The 21,412-nt window shown below is 60.1% G+C and carries 18 protein-coding genes; 11 read left to right on the top strand and 7 right to left on the bottom strand.

Annotated features, from left to right (window positions below):
• The first annotated feature begins 261 nt into the window (after positions 1-261).
• The 4 genes from FGL65_RS09665 to FGL65_RS09650 all read left to right on the top strand — a co-directional run bounded on the left by FGL65_RS09665 (position 262) and on the right by FGL65_RS09650 (position 5,550).
• Positions 262-1,536: an IMP cyclohydrolase gene (locus tag FGL65_RS09665; protein ID WP_147821007.1), complete on the top strand. Its 1,275-nt coding sequence runs from the start codon at positions 262-264 to the stop codon at positions 1,534-1,536.
• 142 nt (positions 1,537-1,678) lie between these two features.
• On the top strand, positions 1,679-3,724 hold the full coding sequence (locus tag FGL65_RS09660) for a ribonuclease catalytic domain-containing protein (protein ID WP_147821006.1): 2,046 nt from the start codon (positions 1,679-1,681) through the stop codon (positions 3,722-3,724).
• A 71-nt stretch (positions 3,725-3,795) separates the two neighbouring features.
• Entirely contained in the window at positions 3,796-4,392 is a 597-nt protein-coding gene (gene plsY / locus FGL65_RS09655; RefSeq protein WP_147821005.1) for a glycerol-3-phosphate 1-O-acyltransferase PlsY, read from the top strand.
• A 201-nt stretch (positions 4,393-4,593) separates the two neighbouring features.
• Positions 4,594-5,550 (top strand): cation diffusion facilitator family transporter, encoded by a 957-nt coding sequence (locus FGL65_RS09650; RefSeq protein ID WP_147821004.1) that lies wholly within the window; start codon positions 4,594-4,596, stop codon positions 5,548-5,550.
• Here the strand turns inward: FGL65_RS09650 and hflX are convergent.
• The 3 genes from hflX to FGL65_RS09635 all read right to left on the bottom strand — a co-directional run bounded on the left by hflX (position 5,544) and on the right by FGL65_RS09635 (position 8,661).
• Positions 5,544-7,004 carry a GTPase HflX gene (gene hflX / locus FGL65_RS09645; RefSeq protein WP_250645448.1) on the bottom strand — a complete coding sequence of 487 codons (1,461 nt, stop codon included), beginning with the start codon at positions 7,002-7,004 and terminating at the stop codon, positions 5,544-5,546. The two genes, FGL65_RS09650 and hflX, sit on opposite strands and share 7 nt — an antisense overlap.
• A 328-nt stretch (positions 7,005-7,332) precedes the next feature.
• Positions 7,333-7,929, bottom strand: a complete 597-nt coding sequence (locus FGL65_RS09640; protein ID WP_147821002.1) for an IMP cyclohydrolase — start codon at positions 7,927-7,929, stop codon at positions 7,333-7,335.
• A 168-nt stretch (positions 7,930-8,097) separates the two neighbouring features.
• Positions 8,098-8,661: a tetratricopeptide repeat protein gene (locus FGL65_RS09635; RefSeq protein ID WP_147821001.1), complete on the bottom strand. Its 564-nt coding sequence runs from the start codon at positions 8,659-8,661 to the stop codon at positions 8,098-8,100.
• A 446-nt stretch (positions 8,662-9,107) separates the two neighbouring features.
• Here FGL65_RS09635 and flgB point away from each other — a divergent pair, with 446 nt between their 5' ends.
• The 7 genes from flgB to FGL65_RS09600 are packed head-to-tail and all read left to right on the top strand — an operon-like array spanning position 9,108 to position 15,223.
• Positions 9,108-9,518 (top strand): flagellar basal body rod protein FlgB, encoded by a 411-nt coding sequence (gene flgB, locus FGL65_RS09630; protein WP_147821000.1) that lies wholly within the window; start codon positions 9,108-9,110, stop codon positions 9,516-9,518.
• Positions 9,519-9,956, top strand: coding sequence for a flagellar basal body rod protein FlgC (flgC, locus tag FGL65_RS09625; protein ID WP_147820999.1), 438 nt, complete (start codon positions 9,519-9,521; stop codon positions 9,954-9,956).
• A 17-nt stretch (positions 9,957-9,973) separates the two neighbouring features.
• Positions 9,974-10,318, top strand: coding sequence for a flagellar hook-basal body complex protein FliE (fliE, locus tag FGL65_RS09620; RefSeq protein ID WP_147820998.1), 345 nt, complete (start codon positions 9,974-9,976; stop codon positions 10,316-10,318).
• A gap of 60 nt (positions 10,319-10,378) precedes the next feature.
• Positions 10,379-11,971, top strand: coding sequence for a flagellar basal-body MS-ring/collar protein FliF (gene fliF / locus FGL65_RS09615; protein WP_147820997.1), 1,593 nt, complete (start codon positions 10,379-10,381; stop codon positions 11,969-11,971).
• 3 nt (positions 11,972-11,974) lie between these two features.
• Entirely contained in the window at positions 11,975-12,973 is a 999-nt protein-coding gene (fliG, locus tag FGL65_RS09610; protein WP_147820996.1) for a flagellar motor switch protein FliG, read from the top strand.
• Entirely contained in the window at positions 12,960-13,889 is a 930-nt protein-coding gene (locus tag FGL65_RS09605; RefSeq protein ID WP_147820995.1) for a FliH/SctL family protein, read from the top strand. Before fliG ends, FGL65_RS09605 begins: the two co-directional genes overlap by 14 nt.
• A gap of 2 nt (positions 13,890-13,891) precedes the next feature.
• Positions 13,892-15,223: a FliI/YscN family ATPase gene (locus FGL65_RS09600; RefSeq protein WP_147820994.1), complete on the top strand. Its 1,332-nt coding sequence runs from the start codon at positions 13,892-13,894 to the stop codon at positions 15,221-15,223.
• Here FGL65_RS09600 and FGL65_RS09595 read toward each other — a convergent pair.
• From FGL65_RS09595 to FGL65_RS09580, 4 genes are all read right to left on the bottom strand, one after another.
• A complete protein-coding gene (locus FGL65_RS09595) occupies positions 15,220-15,639 on the bottom strand; it encodes an arsenate reductase ArsC (RefSeq protein ID WP_147820993.1) in 420 nt (139 codons plus the stop codon). The genes FGL65_RS09600 and FGL65_RS09595 overlap by 4 nt on opposite strands.
• Positions 15,640-15,716: 77 nt before the next feature.
• Positions 15,717-17,873 (bottom strand): AsmA family protein, encoded by a 2,157-nt coding sequence (locus FGL65_RS09590; RefSeq protein WP_147820992.1) that lies wholly within the window; start codon positions 17,871-17,873, stop codon positions 15,717-15,719.
• Positions 17,874-17,900: 27 nt separating this feature from the next.
• Complete coding sequence (locus FGL65_RS09585) at positions 17,901-18,209, bottom strand: MerR family transcriptional regulator (protein WP_147820991.1); 309 nt, start codon at positions 18,207-18,209, stop codon at positions 17,901-17,903.
• A 51-nt stretch (positions 18,210-18,260) separates the two neighbouring features.
• Positions 18,261-21,398 carry an efflux RND transporter permease subunit gene (locus FGL65_RS09580; protein WP_147820990.1) on the bottom strand — a complete coding sequence of 1,046 codons (3,138 nt, stop codon included), beginning with the start codon at positions 21,396-21,398 and terminating at the stop codon, positions 18,261-18,263.
• Positions 21,399-21,412: the final 14 nt, after the last annotated feature.

The raw sequence follows: 21,412 nt of genomic DNA, 5'->3' as shown, positions 1-21,412 counted from the left end.
TCGATCCGACCCGAACTTCTCCACTCTCTTCACCCATAGCATAAAACCGAATACAGACTAATGATAATTATGGCTTTTTCATGTACCCATCCACAAAAGGACAAGGCATAGCGTATTTCATCCCGGATATAGGCCACAAACCAGGGGGAGGCGGGCGTCCGGAACAGGGATTTCCTTAGCAAACTAAGGGTCCGATTGCCGCCCCCGAGAACCTGTGTTAAGAGCCCGCATCCACGGAAACAACAGTATGGAGTCCAAGCAATGAGTGATCTCAAGAACATGTACAAAACCCTGCAGCAGGACCCATTCCCCGAGGAGATGACCCTCAGGCTGGGCGAGCAGGAAATGGTTTTCAAAAAAAGAACCTGGGAAATCGACGGTGAAACCAAGGGATTGCGCTACGGCGAAAACCCGGATCAGCCCGCAGCCCTGTTCGAGCTCAAGGAATCCGAACTGGAAGTGGGCGGCGTCAAGTTCCGCGGCCCCGGGATGCAGCTGGTATCCGCCCTCACCGAGGAAAACATGCTCCAGGCGGGCAAGCATCCGGGCAAGACCAACCTGACCGATGTGGACAACGCCCTGAACATTCTTCAGTACCTTTCGGCCAAGCCCGCGGCCCTGATCCTGAAGCACAACAACCCCTGCGGCGCGGCCTGGACCGACGAAGGCCTGGCCGTGGCCATGAAACGCGCCTTTGACGCGGACCGCATCGCCGCATTCGGCGGCGCAGTGGTGGTCAACCGCCCCCTGGACATGGCCACCGCAGAGGTCATCAACAGCGCCTATTTCGAGGTGGTTGCCGCACCGGCCTTCGAGCCCGAGGCCCTGGAGGAAATCAAGAAGCGCAAGAACCTGCGCATCCTGCAGATTCCCGGCATCAACGACTTGGAACAGTACAGCCGTCAGCCGTTTCTGGACATCAAGTCCCTCACCGACGGCGGCATGGTGCTCCAGTTCTCCTTCCGCAACGCCATCCGCACGGCAGGAGATTTCATCCCGGCCATGGCCGAAAAGGACGGCAACGCCTTTACCGCCCGCCAGCCCTCGACGGCCGAGGCGGACGACCTGCTCTTCGCCTGGGCGGTGGAAGCGGGCGTGACCTCCAACTCCGTGCTGTTCGTGAAGAACGGCGTGACCACCGCCATCGGCACCGGCGAGCAGGACCGCGTGGGCTGCGTGCAGCTGGCCATCAGCAAGGCCTACACCAAGTACGCGGACCTGCTGGCCTTCAATGAACTGGGCAAATCCCTGTTCGAGTTGAAGCTGGCCGCCAGGAACGATGCGGAAATGGCCGAGAAGCTGGAGAAAATCGAAGCGAGGACCAAGGAAGACCGAGGCGGCCTGCCCGGATCCGTGGTTGTCTCCGACGGCTTCTTCCCGTTCCGCGACGGCGTGGACCTGTGCCTCGATGAGGGCGTGAGCGCCATTGCCCAGCCGGGCGGCTCCATCCGCGACCACGAGGTCATCCAGGCCGTGAACGAAGCCACCCCGCAGGTTGCCATGGTGTTCACGGGCCAGCGTTCCTTCAAGCACTAGCAGACGGCCCCTGTACGGGGCGTCATGTTCGGGGCTAGAGTTCCCGGTCCAAATAGTATAGAAGATCGGCTTCGCGGGTTTGCCCTATGCAGCCCGCGAAGCCTTTTCATTTGGGGCACGGATATATTACTGAAGGGACTTCATGAACAATACGCTGACATACATCCGCCCCGGCGCCGTGGTCGAATTCATGCACGGAGACCAGCCCCAGCTTGCCTGGGTGCTGGAGGAACAGTCGGGCAAACTCAGGATCTGGACCATCAACAAACGGGAGATGAAACTCCCCTCCGCGCGAGTGCTGCCCTGGTACGGGCCCGGCTACGACCCCAATGTCTCCAAGCAGGAGATCCAGGACAAACTCAACGCCCACCAGGAAAAACGCGGACAGATCCATGCGGGTCTCGATGTCATGGAACTCTGGGAGCTGTCCCAGGGAGAGATGGAAAAAGCCAGGCTGGAATGGTTTGCGGACCTGCTCTGGGAAGACCCGGACGCGGACCGCATCGCCGCCCTGGGGCGCGCAATGCTCGCGGCCAAGACACATTTCAAGTTCCGCCCCCCCTATTTCGAAATCTACCCGGCCGAAAAGGTCGAGGAACGCCTGCGCATCCAGGCCGAGGAAAAGGAGCGCGAGGCCGTGGTCACGGCCGGACAGGACATCATGCGCCTGCTCTGGGACTCGAAATCCGGAGGCTACGACGCCAAACTGCCCAAGATCGACCCCGAGGTTGAGACAAGGCTCCAGCAGGTGCTGCTGGACCAGATCGGCAAGAGCGCCGACGAACGGTCCGAGAAGATCTGGACCGCTGTACGCAAGGGACTGCCCGACCTGCCGCACATCGCCCTCATGCTGGCGCAGAAATGGGGCATTCTGCCGCCGCACCACAATCATCTTCTCAACGAGGCGCACTATGCCTGGGGCGATGAATGGTCCAAGGAACATGCCGACGAGATCGACGAACAGTTCAAACGTTTCGAGAAGCTCAAACAGGAGCCCGAAGACATCCCGTTCGTGAGTATTGACGCGGCCACCACCAAAGACATCGACGACGCATTTTTCATCGAGCGAACCGAGCAGGGCTACAGGCTCCAGCTGGCCCTGGCCCGCCCCATGCTGACATGGGATTTCGGTTCCCCCCTGGACCGGGTCGTGGCCGACCGCGTTTCCAGCGTCTACCTGCCCGAAGGTTCCACGCACATGATGCCCGAAGCACTGGGCACCGGACTTTACAGCCTGCACGCGGGCGAGCCGCGTCCGGCCTGCGTGGCCGAAATCGAGCTGGACAAGGCCGGGGAAATCCTTTCGGTTGCGCCGCGCCTGGCCTGGGTACGACTCAAGGCCAACACCACGTATGAAGCCGTGGAAAAATCCATTGCGGAAGGCGACGACGAACAAATGATCACGGCCCACGAACTGGCCGAGGCGCTCATCCAAAAGCGCATCGACAACGGGGCCTGCATCATCCGCAAGCCCGAGCCGGTGGTCACCGTGGAAGGCGACGGTCCGCGCCCTGAAGTGAGCATCACCCTCAAGGAGCCCTGCCCGGAATCCGAACTGGTGGTCAGCGAATTCATGATCCTGGCCAACTGCGCCCTGGCCCTGTGGGGCAGGGACAACGAAGTTCCCCTGCTCCACCGCTGCCAGGATATCGCACTTCCAGCCGACGCGGCGGGCATCTTCAGCGACCCCACGGAAATCCTGCAGCGGGTGCGCCTGCTCATGCCCGCCACCACCGAGGTGCAGCCCAAGCGTCATGCGGCCCTGGGAGTTCCGGCCTATACCTCCCTCACCTCGCCCCTGCGACGCTACCTGGACTTCATCAACATGGCCCAGGTCTGCTCGTTCCTGGAAACCGGCACCCCGAGACTAAGCGCCGACGAACTGGAATCCGGACTGCCCAACCTCAATGCGCGCGCACAGGCCGTGGGGCAGATCCAGCGTTTCCGGCCCCGGTACTGGAAACTTTTCTACCTCAGCCAGCAGCGCAAGAAACTGCGTGAAGCCATCGTGGTGGAGGAAAACGGTCCCCTGCCCTGCCTGGCCCTGCCCGAGCTGCAGATCAACGTGCGCGCCCCGCGCAAGATTCTGGGCGACAAACTCTATCCGGGCCAGCGTTTCCAGATCAATTTCGGCAGGATCGATCCCCTGACCAACGAAATCAAGATCGCGGAAGCCTATGAAGATTGATCCCAAACACTTTTCAAGAGCCGCCAAACCCTGTAAAACAAACGGCATATTGAACTGAAGAGGAGAACCCCATGCCCATCGTTCTGATCCTGTTTGCTTTTTTCCTTGGTTCCGTGCCTTTCGGCCTGTATATCGCCAAGACATTCAAGAACATCGACCCGCGCGATGACGGTAGCCGCAACACCGGCGCCACCAACGTGGCCCGCCTGTGCGGCTTCAAGTACGGCGTGGTCGTACTTGCGCTGGATATCCTCAAGGGTGCGGTCCCGGTCTGGATGGCCTCCATCTGGAACGACGGCTGGATACTCACTTCCCTGGTCATGCTCGCCGCGGTTCTCGGGCACGTCTATTCCCCGTTCCTGAACTGGAAGGGCGGCAAGGCCGTCGCCACCACCCTGGGGGCGTTCATGGCCGCGGCGTTCCTGCCCACCCTGTTCTCGGCCGTCGCCTGTCTGGCGGTCATCTTCCTTTCCGGATTCGTGAGCATGGGCTCCCTGACCTTTGCGGTCTGTCTGCCCGTGTTCTCGCTGCTTACCGGCAACGTGCATCTCATCCCCATTGCCGTCGTGCTCATGGCCCTCATGTTCTGGCGGCACCGCGAGAACATCCAGCGGCTTGCCAAGGGCGAGGAAAAGCCCTGGCGCAAGTCCAAGCACGACGCAAAATAAAAAAATGGGGCGCACCCCAGAACAGCACACAAAAAAGGGCAGAAATTTCTGCCCTTTTTTGTGTGCTTACTCTCAGGAAATACAAGTGAACCTGCCTCCCTTGTTCGCCAAGGCTGATTCGCACTTGCAAAGGTTGACGCAGGCCGCCAAGCTACCTACGCTGAATGGATACGAAAAATATTCAATTCAAAAGGCATTATCATGACAACCGCCCAATCCCCGAAACAATTCGTCTACTACTCCATTGCCGCGTCCATCATTACGCTGGCGCTCAAATTCGGGGCCTGGGGAATGACCGGTTCGGTGGGACTGCTTTCGGATGCGGCGGAAACCGTGGTCAACCTCACGGCTGGGCTCATAGCCCTCACCGCCATCAGCATCGCCCTGCGCCCGGCGGACAAGGAGCACGCCTACGGCCACGGCAAGGCCGAATATTTCGCCTCGGGCGCGGAAGGCATCCTAATCATGGTGGCCGCGGTGGGCATTGCCTGGACCGCCGTAAACCGTTTCCTAGCCCCGCAGCCGCTTTCCTGCCTCGGGCTCGGCCTCGGGCTGGCCCTGGCCTCTTCCGCGATCAACTACATCACGGCCAAGATCATGCTCCGGGCCGCCAGACAGTTTGATTCCATCACCCTGGAGGCGGACGCCAAGCACCTGCTCACGGACGTCTGGACATCCATCGGCCTGGTGGCCGGGTTGGGCATCCTGCTGATCTTCCCGGACTGGCAGATCCTCGACCCGATCATCGCCGGCGTCATGGCCCTGAACATCATCCGAACCGGGGTGGACCTCATCAAACGCTCGGTGCAGGGGCTCATGGACGACGCCCTGCCCCACGAGGAGCTGCTGCGCATCAACGACGCAATCCTCAAGCACACGGACAAGGGAACATCGTTCCACGGGCTGCGCACACGCAAGGCCGGTCCCAGACGATTCATCGACTTCCACCTGCTGGTGGACGGCAACACCACGGTCAAGGAATCCCACGACCTGTGCGTGATCATTGAAGAAGAAATTCAGAAGGTTCTCGACGGCGCCCAGATCACCATTCACGTGGAACCGCGCGAAGACAGAAAATCCTGGGACGGGAAAAAGGTGGGCGGCCTGTGCAAGAACGCCCTCAACCATCCTGACGATTCCCGGGATCCGGATCAGTAGTCGGGTTCTTCCGGCTGTTTTTCCCAGGGCAGGGAGTCGAGGATGGCCTCCACCAGCGGTTCCAGCGAGGGCCGTTCAAGGGCCACGGCGGGAATGCCCTGCGGATAGATGTTGCGCATGGTTTCGCGCCCCTCGTCATCCAGGCTGTCCCACTTGTTGAGCACCAGCAGGGTCGGGATCTCATTCAGCCCCATTTCCTCGAGAATCTTGCGCACCGCTTCCACCTGTTCCTCCACCTCGGGGTGCGAGGCATCGGCCACCTGCACCAGCAGGTCGGCGGACTCCAATTCCTCCAGGGTCGCCCGGAAGGCTTCCTGCAGGTCCGGCGGCAAACGGCGAATAAACCCGACCGTATCCGTCAGCACAACCTCCCGTTCCTTGGGGAAACGGATGCGTCGGCTGGTGGGATCCAGTGTGGCGAAAAGCTTGTTCTCGGCCAGCACCGTGCTGCTGGTCAGGGTGTTAAGCAAAGTCGACTTGCCCGCGTTGGTATAGCCCACCAGGGAAACGATGGGCAGCCCGGCCTTGTCGCGGCGCTCGCGGGTCTGGCCACGCTGCTTGCGCACCTTGTCCAGATCCTTCTTGAGCTTGGTCAGCTTGTCGCGGGCGCGGCGGCGGTCCACTTCCAGCTTGGTTTCCCCGGGGCCGCGTCCGCCGATGCCGCCCATGAGCCGGGACATGGCCCTGTTGCGGCCCACCAGACGGGGCAGCATGTACTTGAGCTGGGCCATCTCCACCTGCAGCTTGCCAGCGCGGCTGGTGGCGTGCTGGGCGAAAATATCCAGGATGAGCTGGGTGCGGTCGAGAATCCTGCGTTCCGTGACGTCGGCGAGGTTGCGCAGCTGGGTGGGGGCCAGGTCCTGGTCGAAAATAATGATGGATGCGTTGGTCTGCAGGGCCAGGACTTCCAGGTCGGCCAGCTTGCCCCTGCCGAGAATGAACTTAGGATTGAGCTTGCGCACCCGCTGGGTCATACGCCCGGCAGGCACCAGCCCGGCCGTCTTGGCCAATTCGGAAAGTTCATCCAGGGAGACATCCTGAACATCCTTGGAAACGACGTCCACACTGACCAGCAAAGCCCGCTCCCCGGAATCGTCCACGGAGACCCCATCCTCCTGACGGGCAAACTCGTCCTCCAGGGCCTCCACCGTGGCTTCCAGATCCACGTCGGACCGGTCCCAGCGGCAGGGATCCAGCACTTCGTAGCTCTTGCCCTCGGGGTTGGGCGGCAGGATATAGGCGGTCTGCACGGCAACAGGCTGATCATGGTCCAGGGAAAGGACCGTGACGCTGTCCAACCGCAGGAAAACCATATCCATGAGGTCTTCCTGGGAAAGGCTGTCCTCGGCCAGGTGGGTGTGCAACAGGCGCAGGCCGCGCAAACGGCCGGAACTCTGGCGGGCGCGGGGCAATTCCGGGATGTAGATGGACCCGGGATCACCCACCAGAACCATGGACGGCCGCCCCTGCCTGTCGATAAGCAGGCCTATCTGGCGACCGATCTCATGGCTGATTTCAGCAAGTTCCCGGGCCTGTTCCGTGGTGTACCCTTCCTTGACCGGGTACCGACGAAAATACAGGCGGTTGAGCCGTTTCAGCTGGCTGGGCTTAAGCCCTTGGGTATTGCCCCGTGCTTTCTGTGCTATGACTCTTCTCCAAGACTATTCAAAAGTGTGCGCATGTCAGACGCGAATAAAGTTCAAGACCGCTGCGTACACCAAGTATACGTGAGGTTTTGATCTTTTTGAAACAACGTCGCAATCACGCGCCTTTCAATAGCCGTTAAGCTTCGTTTTCGGAAATGTATTTTGTGATCATGGCGTCGTATTCGCTGGTAAGGCGAAAAGTCTCGGCCGCCAGATCCTTGCGCAGCTCAAGGGAAACGCTTCCGTTTTCCTCCAGCTCCTTGCGGATCGTATCATAGTGCTGCGGGCCGGGAACAACGCAGACGCTGTGGAAGTTCTTGGCCGAAGCGCGCAGCATGCACGGACCGCCGATATCGATCTGCTCGATGGCGTCGCGCAGGGAAAGGCCCTTCTTGGCGGCATCGGCAAAATTGTAGAGGTTCACGCAGATCATGTCGAAGGGTGCAATGCTGAACTCGCGCAGCACTTCCAGATGGCCGGGATCGTCCTTGTCGGCCAGGATGCCCGCATGGATGTTCGGATGCAGGGTCTTGACCCGGCCGCCCAGAATTTCGGGGAAATCCGTGACGTCGCTGACGGAAGTGACCTGAAGTCCGGATTCCTGCAGCATCTTCTTAGTTCCGCCGGTGGAAACCAGCTCGACACCCTGTTCGGAAAGAAAAGCGGCAAATTCGGCCAGGCCGGATTTGTCGGTAACACTCAAGATAGCTCGTTTGATAGGCAACGCGTTCATGACACCCCTCCGTGGTTTTGGAGGCTGTGCCAGATTTGCCGTTCAAAGGCAAGTTTTTTGACGGGCTTAGGCCCCTTAGTATCCGCCAATCTCCGTCTTAGAGGCTGGTTTCCCGTCCCACCCGCCGAAACGAGCGGGACAGGAAACCAACGGGGAGGGGAGACTTTTTTAGGCCTGGATCTGATCCAGAAGTTCCTTGGCCGCCTCGTTGTCCGGGTCGGCTTCAAGGACACGCTCCAACTGGGCCCTTGCTTCGTCCTTCCTTTCCAGGCAGGCGAGGCATCCGGCCAGGGCGTACCGCACTTCTGATTTTTCCGGATCGATTTCCAGGTAATTTTCGAGATACGGCATGATCTCCACCAGGCGTTCCATCTCATGGCCGAGCCGGATCAGGCTGAACAGGGCAACCATATTTTCCGGATTGGCGTCGAGAGCCTGTATAAACATGGAATAGGCTTCATCCTTGTTGCCGTTTTCCATTTCGATCAGGCCGATCCCGGCAAAACTCTTGTCAGTGGCTTCGATCTTGTGGGCCTTTCTGTAAAGGGCCAGAGCCTCTTCAAGGGCGCCGCGCTGGACGGCGACGGTAGCCAGGCCAATGTACGGATCAGGATGGACACCGTTGGAGCCGATGGCCTTCTTGTAGTACTCTTCGGCCTTATCCAGCTCACCCATGAAGAGGTAGCATTCACCGAGTTCTTTGTTGATTTCGTAATCCAGATGACCACTCATTATAATCCCCTCCGTTACTCCTTTACCCAAAGTAAGGGTGGCAAAATCGTTCAGGCAATTTTAGCCTGCACAACGGCAATGCAACGCTCATGCCAAACACACTAACACCCACAACTTCCTCTTGTTTACGCACCACACCACGAACGAGCCACATGTTGATAATTATTTAAATTAATTACTATTTATTCAAATCAACACTACATTCCCCTTTCCCCACACCCCACTGGGCATTTTTGTCCACATACGCAGGATTCCCAAACAATGGCGCATCTTTGACGTCCCTCCCTTCCCCGCTCTGCTCCGTCACTACCGTTTTCAATTTTATTCTTTAATTTTCAACGACTTAACACAAATGGAACACTAGTTGCTAAATCACACGCGAACGCCGGTGGAAATAATTGCCCACCGGCAGCATCAAACAAGGAACAAGGCAGGAGGATTCGGGAATGAAAGGACTTTTCGGGAGCCACATCAATGTAACAGCCAAAGTGCTCGACATGCGCCTGGAACGTCAAAATCTCGTCATGGGCAACATCGCCAACGCCAACACCCCGGAATACAAACCGAGAAAACTGGAGTTCGAAGACAAGCTCCAGACAGCGCTGGCCCTGAACATGAAGGGCAAGTTGACCAAGACCAATGATATGCACATGCCTGCCGAATTCGACCCCAACGGTTTCAAGGGCAACGGCCTCAAGGAATTCAGGCCGCGCTATGTTTACGGTGAAGATTCCGTGGATCTGGAAAAGGAAGTGACCACCATGGCCAAGAACACCATGATGTACAACGCCCTGACCAGCGTCATCAAAAAGAACTTTACCGGCATCCAGCACGCCATTCAGGAAGGAGCCAAGTAAATGGATTTCATGACAGCACTCGATATCGGGGCATCGGGCCTCAAGGCGCAGCGTTCGCATCTGAACGTCATTTCCATGAACCTGGCCAACGCACGGACCACCCGGACCATCGCCGGTGGTCCCTACCAGCGCAAGAGCGTGTCCTTCGAGTCCAGCCCGGTCTACTCCCCGTTCGACCAGGCAATGAACGACCAGATGAACCGCGAGCTGCACGGCGTGCGGGTCAACGGCGTCACCGTGGACCAGCGGCCCTTCAAGGAAATTTACGACCCGGGGCATCCCGACGCCAACGACCAGGGATTCGTCTACTACCCGGACATCAACGTGGTCGAGGAAATGACCAACATGATCACGGCCATGCGCGGCTACGAAGCCAACGTGCAGACCATCCAGTCGGCCAAGAGCATGTTCAACAAGGCCCTGACCATAGGCCAGTAGCGTAAGGAGCGGAAACCATGATCAACAAGACAATGGGCATACAGGCTTACCAGCAGAACATGGGGCTGATGAAGCGCCAGAAGATGCAGAGCTCCATCGAGGACAACGTGGCCACCAAGCTGGCCAAGCCCCAGGAGCCCCGCACGTCCTTCGGCGACACCATCAAGGAATCGCTGGACAAGGTCAACGAGATGCAGAGCGAGAAGAAATCCATGATCGAATCCTTTGCAGCCGGTGAAAAGACCAACGTCCACGAACTCATGATCACCATGCAGAAGGCGGGGCTGGCCATGAACATGACCAGCGCGGTGCGCGGCAAGATCATTTCCGCCTACCAGGAAATCATGAGGCTTTCGTTCTAGGCGAAAACGCTATTCCCACTGAAACGCAACTGAACAGCATACAAATTCGGGAGAAGAGACATGGCTCCGGCACTTAAGGAAGTAATGGATAAGGTAACGGGATTCTGGACCGACAGAACCTTTTCCCAGCGCATGCTCATCGCCGGGCTGGCCGCTTCCGTCATTCTGGCGTTCGTCCTCATGATCTACTGGATGAACCGCCCGAACTGGAAGGTCCTCTACACCAAGCTGTATCCGGAAGACGCCAACAAGGTCGTGAGCATGCTCCAGGCCGCCAAGGAGCCCTACAAGCTTTCCGACAACGGACAGACCATCTCCGTGCCTGCCGACCGCGTCTATGAACTGCGCCTGAAGATCGCCGGGGAAGGCAACCTGCACGGCCAGGGCATCGGCTTCGAGATCTTCGACGAAGTGAAGATCGGCCAGACCGACTTCGTGCAGCACATCAACTATCAGCGCGCCCTGCAGGGTGAACTCTCCCGCACCATTTCCGAATTTCCCATGGTGGAAAAGGCCAGGGTTCACCTGGTCATTCCCCAGAAGAGCCTGTTCATCGAGGAACAGGTGCCGCCGTCCGCCTCGGTCATCCTGAAGCTCAAGGACGACGGAAAACTCAAGCCCAAGGAAGTCAACGGCATCGTCAACCTCATCGCCATGGCCGTGGAAGGGCTTGACCCCAAACGCATCACCATCACGGACATGCAGGGACGCCCCCTGTACATTCCCGAAGAGGACACCGGCGTTTCCCTGTCCAACACCCAGCTTGAATACAAGCAGAACCTGCAGCGCCAGATGGAAATGCGCCTCCAGGAACTGCTGACCCCGGTGGTGGGACCGGGCAAGGTCATCGCCCGCGTCACCACGGATCTGGACTTCAGCCAGAAGACCATCCGCAAGGAAAGCTACGATCCCGACGTTGCCGTGGTCCGTTCCGAAACCCGCAACGAGGAATCCACCAGGGGCGCGGCATCTCTGGCGGGCGGCGAACCCGACGCCAACTTCCGTGGCGACGGCTACACCGGTTCGCGCACCACCCAGGATTCCAACAGGGAATCCCGCACCACCAACTTCGAGATCAACAAGCAGGAAGAAAACATCATCGCCCCTGTTGGCGAGTTGCAACGGCTGAGCGTTGCGGTTATCGTCGATGGAACGTACGTGAAGAACGAAGAAACCGGTAAAATGGAATACGTTCCCCGTACCGCCGAAGAGATGGATCGCATCCGATCCCTGGTGACCAAGGCCGTCGGCATGGACGAAATGCGCGGCGATGCACTGGAAGTCTCCAACATCTCCTTCGGCGCACCCGAAGACATCGACGGACAGACCCTGATGCGCACCATGCTCGAATACGCACAGCGCCTCGGGAAGCCGTTCCTCAACGGTGTGCTGATCTTCCTCTTCCTGATCCTGGTCGTACGCCCGGTGATCATGGCCCTCATCAAGCCGAGAGTGGCCGAACAGGAAGTGGAGGAAGTCGCGGGCCTGCCCGGCGCGGAACGCCTGGCCCTGGAAGAGGAAGAGATCGACGAAGAACTCCTCGACACCTCCAGGCGCCTGGAAAACGCCAAGGCCCACGCCATCCAGCTCTCCGACGAGAACATCGATCAGGCTGCCCGTCTGCTCAAGAACTGGCTGCATCAGGAGGCGTAAGCTGTGAGCGACTTCACCGGACCGCAAAAGACCGCCATCGTGCTGCTCGCACTGGGCGAGAAGTTCACCGCGGATATATTCAAACGCATGGAACGGGCAGAGATTGCCGCGGTTTCCAAGGCAATGCTCGAAACCGATTCCGTGCCCAAGGAGCAGGTGCTCGAAGTGCTCAAGGAGTACAACGAGGCTCTGGCATACGGCGCAGAACTGCTCGTGGGCGGACCGGAACAGGTCAAGCGTCTCCTGACCAAATCCCTGGATGCGGAGACCGCCAAGTACATCATGGACAGCCTGGACCTGGACACCGGACCGACGCCCTTCCAGGAACTGGAAAACGTCAGCCCCCGCATCCTGGCCCAGATTCTCCGGAACGAACATCCGCAGACCCTGGCGCTCATCCTGGGGCACCTGCACTCGGACCAGGCGGCGGAACTCATCCAGAACCTGCCTGCGGGCGTGCGCGCGGAAGTGCTCATGCGGTTGGCAAAGCTCGAGGCAGTGGCCGAGGACATGCTCATGGAAGTGGACAAGGTGCTCCAGAGCCAGCTCATCGCCATGGGCGGCAAGGAAGGCAAGAAGGTCGGCGGCGTGGCTTCGGTCGCGGAAATCCTCAACGCGGTGGACCGCAACACCGAGGAAGAGGTGCTCTCCGAGATCGAGGAAGAATCCACCCAGATGGCCGAAGACATCCGAAACCTCATGTTCGTGTTCGAGGACATCAAACAGCTGGACGACGTGGGCATCCGCGAACTGCTCAAGGAAGTTTCCAACGAGGACCTCACCGTGGCCCTCAAGGGCGCTTCGGACGAGCTCAAGGAAAAATTCTTCAAGAACCTCTCGGAACGCGCCAGCACCATGATCCGGGAAGACCTGGAAATCATGCCGCCCAAGAAGCTTTCCGAGGTGGAATCCGCACAGCAGAACATCGTCAAGACCGTGCGCCGACTGGAAGACGAAGGCAAGATTGTCGTAAGCAGAGGTGGCGGAGATGTCTTTATCTAACGGCGAAGCCGCAGCACCGGAACAGGACAACGGAGTCCTCGAAAACGGAGCGCCGAGCCCCCAGGCCCAGGACGCGGCCGACGACCGGCAGCCGGAAGAACAGCCGCAGGAGCCTTCTCCCCGGGTTGACGAGCCCGAAGACAGCATGTCGCTGAAAGGCAAGATCACAGGCCGCGTCATCATGGGCATGGACACTCCCGGCCCGGATGAGATGAGCGTCCAGGACATCGAGGGTAAGCGCAAGCTCGTCTGGGACGACAGCGTGGATGACGAATACATGTCCCGGGTCCGCACCAAGGCCCAGGCTATGGCCAAGGATATCCTGGCCGAGGCCATGCGAGAGGCCGAAACCACCAAGGAACAGGCCCGCCAGCAGGGATACGACGAAGGAATCGCCCAGGCGCAAGCCGAGCTGGACCAGCACGTCACCCAGCTCTCCCAGTCCATGGAAGGCGTTCTCGCCCAAGTCTCGGCCCAAGGCGTTGATGTCTGGGATGCCCGGCGTCAGGATATTGTCACCCTCATCCGCATGGTCACCAAGAAAATTCTTCATGTGGAAATGGAGGAAAGGCGGCAGGAAATTCTTGCCAGCCTTCTGGATCAGGCCGTGGAGCGCATTGAGACCGAGCGCACCATAACCCTTCGAATTTCCCCGCAGGACGAGGAGCTCATGAGCGCCCTCCTGCCCGCCATCCAGGAACGCAACCCAGCGGTCAAGCACTGGAAGCTCAAGGTCGATACCTCCATCCAACAGGGCGGAGCCATCGTGGAAACCCGGGAAGGCAAGGTGGACAACACCCTGGAGGCCCGCTGGGCCGGGGTGGAGACCATCCTCAACGAACTGACCATCCTTTCCCCGGAAGAAGGCGGCCCCAAGCCGCAACAGCCCGCTGAACCCAAAACCGACGGCGACTAGTCATGGCACTGGACTGCAACGACTGCATTTCCCTGCTGGACGAGCTGGACCCCTGCCGCACCTACGGCAAGGTCACCAAGGTCGTGGGTCTCATCGCCGAAGGCCACGGTATCAAGGCTCCGCTCGGCTCGGTCTGTCACCTGCTTCCCGAGGAAGGCGGCGATCCCATCCCCGCCGAGGTGGTCGGATTCAAGGACGGCGCTTGCCTGTTCATGCCCTATTCGGACATGCGCGGCATCGGTCCCGGCAGCCTGATCCGCAACACCAGCACCCCGCCCCAAATTCCGGTGGGCCCCGCCCTGCTGGGCCGGGCCATCGACGCCTTCGGCCGTCCCCTGGACGCCAAGGGCTCCATTCCCCACGACAAGTACGTGCCCCTGCACCGCGAACCGCCCAACCCGCTCTCGCGCCCGCGCATCACCGAACCGCTGGACGTAGGCGTACGGGCCATCAACGGCGTCCTGACCCTGGGCAAGGGCCAGCGCGTGGGCATCATGGCCGGTTCCGGCGTGGGCAAATCCACGGTCATGGGCATGATGGCCCGCTCCACCAAGGCGGACATCAACGTCATCGCCCTGGTGGGAGAACGCGGCCGAGAAGTGGTCGAATTCATGGAAAAATCTTTGGGACCGGAAGGTCTTGCCCGCTCGGTTCTCATTGTCGAGACCTCGGACAAGAGCCCGCTGATCCGCATGCGCGCCGCATACACGGCCACGGCCGTGGCGGAATACTTCCGCGACCAGGGCAAGGACGTACTGCTGATGATGGACTCGGTGACCCGCTTTGCCATGGCGGGCCGCGAAGTGGGCCTGGCCGCGGGCGAACCGCCCACCCGAGGCGGCTACACTCCCAGCGTCTTTGCCCAGCTGCCGCAGCTCCTGGAACGGGCGGGCAAGAGCAAGGACGGTTCCATTACCGGCATTTACACGGTTCTGGTGGACGGCGACGACTTCAACGAGCCCATTGCCGACGCGGTGCGCTCCATCCTGGACGGGCATATCGTGCTCACCCGCGAACTGGCCGACATGGGCCACTACCCGTCCATCGACGTACTCAAGAGCGTTTCCCGTCTGCGCAGCGACATCACCTCCAAGCAGGCACAGGCCGACAGCCGGGTCATGCTGCGGCACATGGCCACCTTCAAGCGCGTGGAGGACATGGTCAATATCGGGGCCTACCAGAAAGGCGCCAACCCGGAGGTGGACAAGGCCATCTCCATGGTGACGCCCATCAATCAATACCTCCAGCAACAGGTCTCGGAAACGAGCACCCTGGAGGATTCCTTCCAGAAACTGAGCATACTGGTGGGCAGCGACCAGCAGAAAACGGGCTAGTCTTCCAGGCTTTCCGGAAGCCCCTGCACAAACGCCCGTATCTGATCCCGCACCTTTCTGTAGGCATCGAGAATTTCTTCTTCGGTCCCGGCCTGTCTGGCCAGCTGCGGCGGATCGTCGAAACCGCGATGGATGCGCCGGGCCGGGCCGGGAAAGAAAGGACAGTTCTCGGCGGCATGGCCGCACAGGGTCACCACATAGTCGAACCGCGTATCCGGCAGTTCCTCGATGGTCTTGGAATACTGGGCCGAAATATCCACCCCGGCCTCGGCCATGACCTTCATGGCGTATGGGTTCATGCCGTGCCTTTCCACACCCGCGGAAAACACTTCGTATTCGGGCTTCAGCGCCCGGGTCCACCCCTCGGCCATCTGGCTGCGGCAAGAATTGCCCGTGCACAGATACAGTATCTTCATATTTCAGACTCCTTGAGTCCGCTTCATAGCAGAAAAAAGCCCCCTTGAAAGGGGGCCCTGTTTCATTTGTGTGACATTTACTGCTGCGGCTTGGCCGGTTCCTGCTTTTTCTTTCCGGGGATCAGCCCCTGGAATATACCGCCGACCCCCTTGACCACGCCGCCCACGGTATCGACAACGCCGGTGCCGAGCATGCGGATGTATTCCAGGGGATTCACGAAGTAGGACGGCTTCTGGAGCGTGCCGCTCACATGGATGGGAACGGGAACGCCTATGGTGTCCTCGTAGGAATCGCCGCCCTGGCCCTTGCCCGAAGGAACGAGCTTGGCCTTGACCAGGAAACTGAGCTTCTGCTGCACAAGATCCACATCCCCTTCGCCGATGGCCCGGAGATTGGGTGCGCGCACCTCCAGATCCCCCGTGGTCAGAATGCCGTTCTTGGCCTTGGCCGAAGCGGTTATGGAACCAAACTTGGTCTTGTCGTCGGTGTCTGCCTGGATCTTGCTGGAATCCTTTTTCGCAGCCTTGGCGGCCTCCACCAGCTCGGAGACATCCACCCCGGGAAACACTCCGTCCTGCAAGGCGAAATCGAGAGTGCCGTCCAAGGTCTTCTTCATGGCCTCGGCGGTATTCCCGCTGCCGGTCAGGTTCAGGGAAAGACGCGTTTTGCCCTGCAGGGATTCCTTTCCGGTCAGATCCTTGAGCAGGGGGCCCATGTGCAGGTCCTTTATTTCGGCGATCACGTGCGTCTGCGGCGTTTCCCCGGCCACATCCAGGGAGAGGGCCGAATCCGCGAACCCGCCATACCCGCTGAGGGCAAAGGGCTTCACCTCCACCCGGCCGTCCCTGGCCACCACCTGAACGCTGACGTCAGCAAAGGAAAGTTTCTTGACCGTGAGCCTTCCCACAGCCGCCTCCAGATCCAGGTTCAAGCTTCGGATCAATTCCACGGGGAATATTTCCCCATTTGTCGTGGCCGAAGATTCCGATTCAGGCGTTGTCGTGTTCGATTCTCCCTGCTCCGGATTTGCTGTTTCGGTCCGGGCCGCGCCTTCGGGCGGCAGATACCGGTCCACGTTCAATTCATCCACCTTGAGCAGCGCCTTGTATTGCGGATTGTCAAAACGGCTGATTGCCGCCCCACCGGTAATGGCCGAACCATCCACCTTCAGGTTTACGTCCGTGAGCAGAAGCTTGTCCTTGGAATACAGCACATCGAAATTCCCGCCCACCGAACGCAGGGCGCTTTCGTCCGCCATGTCGGGCGCGGCCATTTCAAGCTTTTCGAGTACAGCGCGCAGGTCGAACGGCTGGGAATCCAGCTTGGCCTGCACCACCGGGGCGCTCATGAGCTTGTTCACGGTCAGGCCCGCCTCGACAACGGCGTCATACGCCTTCACTTCCACACCTTCGGCCTTGAGCAATTCGGCCTTAAGGTCGAGAACGCACCCTTTGGCGGCAAGGTCGGCGCCCAGTTCCCCGCCCGGAAGCATGGTGCCGGAGACGTCCACATGCCCCTTGAGGCCGGACACGGAGTACAGGTTGCGGCCGGTATCCGCACGGGCCGTTCCGGAAAAATTCACGGTTCCTGCCAGTTCGGGTTCCTTGCTGTTCACCTTGCTTTTGATGGAAAACTTGAAGGGTTTGCCCAACTCAAAATCGTCCAGATCCAGGTCCGCACCGCTCAGCTCATACCGCGCGCCCGAAGCCCCGTCGTCATAGACCAGGTTCAGGTCGTTCAGGGAAAACTCTCTCACGGCAAAGGACACCGGCTTGTCGGATGCCGGAGAGGACGATTTCGCATCTCCCTTTCCGGATTTCCCGGAAACGCCCTTCGCGGCCAGATCGTCCCAGTTGGATACACCTTTCCTGTTGCGCTGCAACAGCACGTTCACGCCGTCCATATGCACTTCGTCCACCACGATCTCGCCATTGAATAAGGGCGTCAACTGGATACGAAACTCGATGGACTTGACGCTGACCATGGGGTCCTCGCCAAAGCCCTTGGCGTTGCCGAACACGAAATCGCGCCCCTCCAGGCCCAGGGGGAAGAAATGAATCGAGACGTCCGCGCCGCCCCGGAATTCCCTTCCCGTGGCGTTGCGCACCTGTTCGGATAAAAAGCCTTCATAGTTTTCCGGCCGCAGCATGACCATGGCCACGACGACAACGGCAATAACCAGGGCAACGAGAACACCGCCGATGATCATCGCCCATTTCGCAAAGGAGCCCATAGCGCCTCTCCTCTTTAATATCTTGAATTACAGATCCAGGAGTTTCTTAATCTCCAGAAGTTCGGAATGAACTTCTCGCAGGATATCATGCTTTTCACGATCTTCAAGCCGTTTTCTCGCCCCTTCGATGGTCATGCCTTCGTCGTAGAGCAACCGCTTGATTTCACGCACAAGCTCGATATTGTCTTCGGTGTAAAGCCGCTGCCCGGTTTCGGTACGGATCGGCTCCAGCTCCGGGAACTCGCTCTCCCAGAACCGCAGCACATACGGTTTCAGGTCAAGCAGCTTGGCAGCCTGGCCGATCTTGTACCGTTTGTATTCCGACAGCTCGCTCATGGGCTCTCTCTATCAAAGCTTGCCCGCAAAACCAAGTGATCCTTACCGGTTTCAGGCATCAGCCCCCGTACGGACAAAACGGGCCTTGAGGCGTTGCAGCCCATGGACCACGGCCCAGAACAGGAACGGCACCACCAGCACGCCCAGGCAGGTGGCGGCAATCATGCCGAAGAACACCGAAGTGCCGAGGGTCTGGCGGGCGGCGGCACCCGCGCCGCTGGCGACGACCAGGGGCACCACGCCAAGGATGAAGGCTATAGAGGTCATGAGAATGGGCCGGAAGCGCAAACGCGCTGCCTCCATGGCCGCTTCCAGCACGCCCAGCCCTTTTTCCTCGTGAGCCTCCTTGGCGTATTCCACGATGAGCACCGCGTTCTTGGCCGCCAAACCGATGAGCATGATCAGGCCGATCTGCGCATAGACGTTGAGATCGAAGCTACGCAGGTACTGCCCGGCAAAAGCACCGAACACGCCCAGAGGCAGACCAATGAGCACCGAGAAGGGAATGGCCCAGGATTCGTACAGGGCGCACAGGCACAGGAAAACCATGGTCAGGGCCAGCATGAAGATGGGACCGGCCTGGCCGCCCGCTTCCTTTTCCTGCATGGCCATGCCGCTCCATTCGTAGCCGAAGCCCTGCGGCAGGGTGGCGGCCACCTCTTCCATGGCCGCGATGGCCTGACCCGAGCTGTACCCGGCCGCGGGCACGGCGTTCAACTCCACGGTGGGATACACGTTGAAGCGCTGGATGAATTCCGGCCCGGAAATCTCCTTGGAGGCGGTCAGGGTCGAAAGCGGCACCATCTGCCCCTCGGAACTGCGCACATACAGCTGGTTGATGGAGTCGGGCGCGGCCCGGTACATGGGCTCCGCCTGGAGCATAACCCGGTAGGTGCGTCCGAACTCGTTGAAGTCGTTGACGTAATAACCGCCCAGGAAGGCCTGCAAGGCCAGGAACACGTCGCTCAGGGGAACGCCGAGGGTCTTGGCCTTGGCCCGGTCCACATCCACCTGGATGCGGGGGACGTCGTCCGAGAACGAGGTGAAGGCGCGGGCGATCTCGGGGCGCTTGTTGAGGGCGGCGGTATAGGCCTCGGCGGCCTCGGCCAGCGCGGAAATGCCATGGCCCGCACGGTCCTGCAGCTCGAACTGCAGTCCGCCCGTGGCGCTCATGCCCGGAATGGACGGAGGCACGAAGCACATGACCAGCCCGTCCTGGATGGCATAGAACTGCTTCTGGGCGTCCGCCACCACCTTGGACAGAGTCAGCCCCTTATCGAGACGCTCACCCCAGTTGTCCAGCACCACGAACATGGTACCTGCATAGGAACTGGCCGCGCCGGTAATGATGTTGAAACCGCCGAGCGTGACCACGCCCCTGACGCCGGGAGCCTGCTTGAGATAGGCCTCGGCCTGGCGCATGACCGCGTCGGTGCGCTGCATGGAGGCAGCGGGTGGAAGCTGGGTTGCCACGATGAAGTATCCCTGGTCCTCGTCGGGCACGAACCCGGAGGGCAGCTTGGTCAAAATGCCGCCCGTGAGGGCGAACACCCCGCCCAGCAGGCAGAGGAACAGGGCCCAGCGCCGGATACCCTGGCGCACGGTTGCGGTATACCCGTTGGTGAGTTTGCCGAAATACTTGTTGAACTTGTCGAAAAACCAGCCCAACGGCCCGCGCATTTCCTTGACCGGTCGCAGGATGAGCGCGGACAGGGCCGGGGAAAGGGTCAGGGCGTTGAAGGTGGAGATGGCCACGGAGACCGACAGGGTCAGGGCGAACTGCTTGTAGAGCTGCCCAGCGATACCGCCCATGAAGGCCACGGGGATGAACACGGCGATGAGCACCACCGAGTTGGCCACAACGGGCCCGGCCACGTCGCCCATGGCCTTGAAGGTCGCATCCCGCGGCGACATACCTTCCTCGTCAATATAGCGCTGCACCGATTCCACCACCACGATGGCGTCGTCCACCACGATGCCGATGGCCAGCACCAGGCCGAACAGGGTCAGGGTGTTGATGGAAAAACCGAGCAGCGGGAAGGCGATAAACGTCCCCACCAGGGAAACCGGCACCGCAACCATGGGAATAATGGTGGCGCGCCAGTTCTGCAGGAAAAGAAACACCACCAGGAAGACCAGGGCAATGGCCTCGTACAGGGTGGTTTCCACCTCGTCTATGGACTCGGAAACGTATTCCGTGGTGTCATGCAGAATGCGGTATTCCACGTCGTTGGGGAATGCCGTGGAAAGGGTGGCCAGTTGGGCCCGAACCTGGCGGGCGACATCCAGGGAGTTCGCCCCGGGAAGCTGGTAGACGAGCAGCGAGGATGCGGGCAGGCCCTGCATGCGGCTGAAGGTGCCGTAGGATTCGCTGCCCAGGTCCACCCGGGCCACGTCCTTGAGGCGAATGAAGGAACCGTCCGGCTTGGCCAGGACAATGATGTCGCCGAACTGCTCCGGCGAGGTCAGCCGGCCCTGCACCTGCATGGTGTACTGGAACTGGGTGCCCTTGGGAGTGGGCTCCATGCCCACCTGCCCTGCCGGGGCCTGGGTGTTCTGCTCATTGATGGCGTTGGAAATATCCGTGACCGTGACCCCGAGCTGGGCCATGCGGGCCGGGTCCAGCCACACGCGCATGGAATATTCGCCCGCGCCGAAGACCGTGACCTTGCCCACGCCGGGCACGCGGGCCAGGGCGTCCGCCAGGTTGATGTTGGCGTAGTTGGTCAGGAACAGGTCGTCGTAGGTTTCATTGGGCGAAACCAGGTTGACCACCATGACGATGTCCGGGGTCTGCTTGTTCACGGTGACGCCCATGCGCTTGACGTCCTCGGGCAGCTTGGGCTCGGCCTGCCCCAGACGGTTCTGCACGTCCACCGTGGCCAGGTCCAGGTCGCGGCCCAGGTCAAAGGTCACGCTCAGGGAATAGGAGCCGTCGTTGGAGCTGAAGGAGGACATGTAGGTCATGTCCTCGGCCCCGTTGATCTGCTCCTCGATGACCGAGGCCACGGAGTCGTTGATGACGTTGGCGTCCGCGCCCGTATAGGTTGCGGAGACCGAAACCGAGGGCGGCGATATTTCGGGATACTGCGCCACCGGCAGAGAAAGAAGGCTCAGCCCCCCTGCCAGGCAGGTAATGATGGCAATGACTGTCGCGAAGATGGGCCTGTCGATGAAGAACTTGTACATGGGGCGCTCCCGGT

It is taken from the genome of Salidesulfovibrio onnuriiensis, assembly GCF_008001235.1.
GTDB lineage: Bacteria > Desulfobacterota > Desulfovibrionia > Desulfovibrionales > Desulfovibrionaceae > Pseudodesulfovibrio > Pseudodesulfovibrio onnuriiensis.
Note: the sequence above shows the minus strand (reverse complement) of the source record. Positions and strands in the feature narration are given on the sequence as shown.

Excerpts from the sequence above, each read along its gene's own strand:
- FGL65_RS09665 (WP_147821007.1), top strand. The coding sequence starts at position 262 with ATGAGTGATCTCAAGAACATGTACAAAACCCTGCAGCAGGACCCATTC.
- FGL65_RS09660 (WP_147821006.1), top strand. The coding sequence starts at position 1,679 with ATGAACAATACGCTGACATACATCCGCCCCGGCGCCGTGGTCGAATTC.
- plsY (WP_147821005.1), top strand. The coding sequence starts at position 3,796 with ATGCCCATCGTTCTGATCCTGTTTGCTTTTTTCCTTGGTTCCGTGCCT.
- FGL65_RS09650 (WP_147821004.1), top strand. The coding sequence starts at position 4,594 with ATGACAACCGCCCAATCCCCGAAACAATTCGTCTACTACTCCATTGCC.
- hflX (WP_250645448.1), bottom strand. The coding sequence starts at position 7,004 with ATGGTTCTGGTGGGTGATCCCGGGTCCATCTACATCCCGGAATTGCCC.
- FGL65_RS09640 (WP_147821002.1), bottom strand. The coding sequence starts at position 7,929 with ATGAACGCGTTGCCTATCAAACGAGCTATCTTGAGTGTTACCGACAAA.
- FGL65_RS09635 (WP_147821001.1), bottom strand. The coding sequence starts at position 8,661 with ATGAGTGGTCATCTGGATTACGAAATCAACAAAGAACTCGGTGAATGC.
- flgB (WP_147821000.1), top strand. The coding sequence starts at position 9,108 with ATGAAAGGACTTTTCGGGAGCCACATCAATGTAACAGCCAAAGTGCTC.
- flgC (WP_147820999.1), top strand. The coding sequence starts at position 9,519 with ATGGATTTCATGACAGCACTCGATATCGGGGCATCGGGCCTCAAGGCG.
- fliE (WP_147820998.1), top strand. The coding sequence starts at position 9,974 with ATGATCAACAAGACAATGGGCATACAGGCTTACCAGCAGAACATGGGG.
- fliF (WP_147820997.1), top strand. The coding sequence starts at position 10,379 with ATGGCTCCGGCACTTAAGGAAGTAATGGATAAGGTAACGGGATTCTGG.
- FGL65_RS09605 (WP_147820995.1), top strand. The coding sequence starts at position 12,960 with ATGTCTTTATCTAACGGCGAAGCCGCAGCACCGGAACAGGACAACGGA.
- FGL65_RS09600 (WP_147820994.1), top strand. The coding sequence starts at position 13,892 with ATGGCACTGGACTGCAACGACTGCATTTCCCTGCTGGACGAGCTGGAC.
- FGL65_RS09595 (WP_147820993.1), bottom strand. The coding sequence starts at position 15,639 with ATGAAGATACTGTATCTGTGCACGGGCAATTCTTGCCGCAGCCAGATG.
- FGL65_RS09590 (WP_147820992.1), bottom strand. The coding sequence starts at position 17,873 with ATGGGCTCCTTTGCGAAATGGGCGATGATCATCGGCGGTGTTCTCGTT.
- FGL65_RS09585 (WP_147820991.1), bottom strand. The coding sequence starts at position 18,209 with ATGAGCGAGCTGTCGGAATACAAACGGTACAAGATCGGCCAGGCTGCC.
- FGL65_RS09580 (WP_147820990.1), bottom strand. The coding sequence starts at position 21,398 with ATGTACAAGTTCTTCATCGACAGGCCCATCTTCGCGACAGTCATTGCC.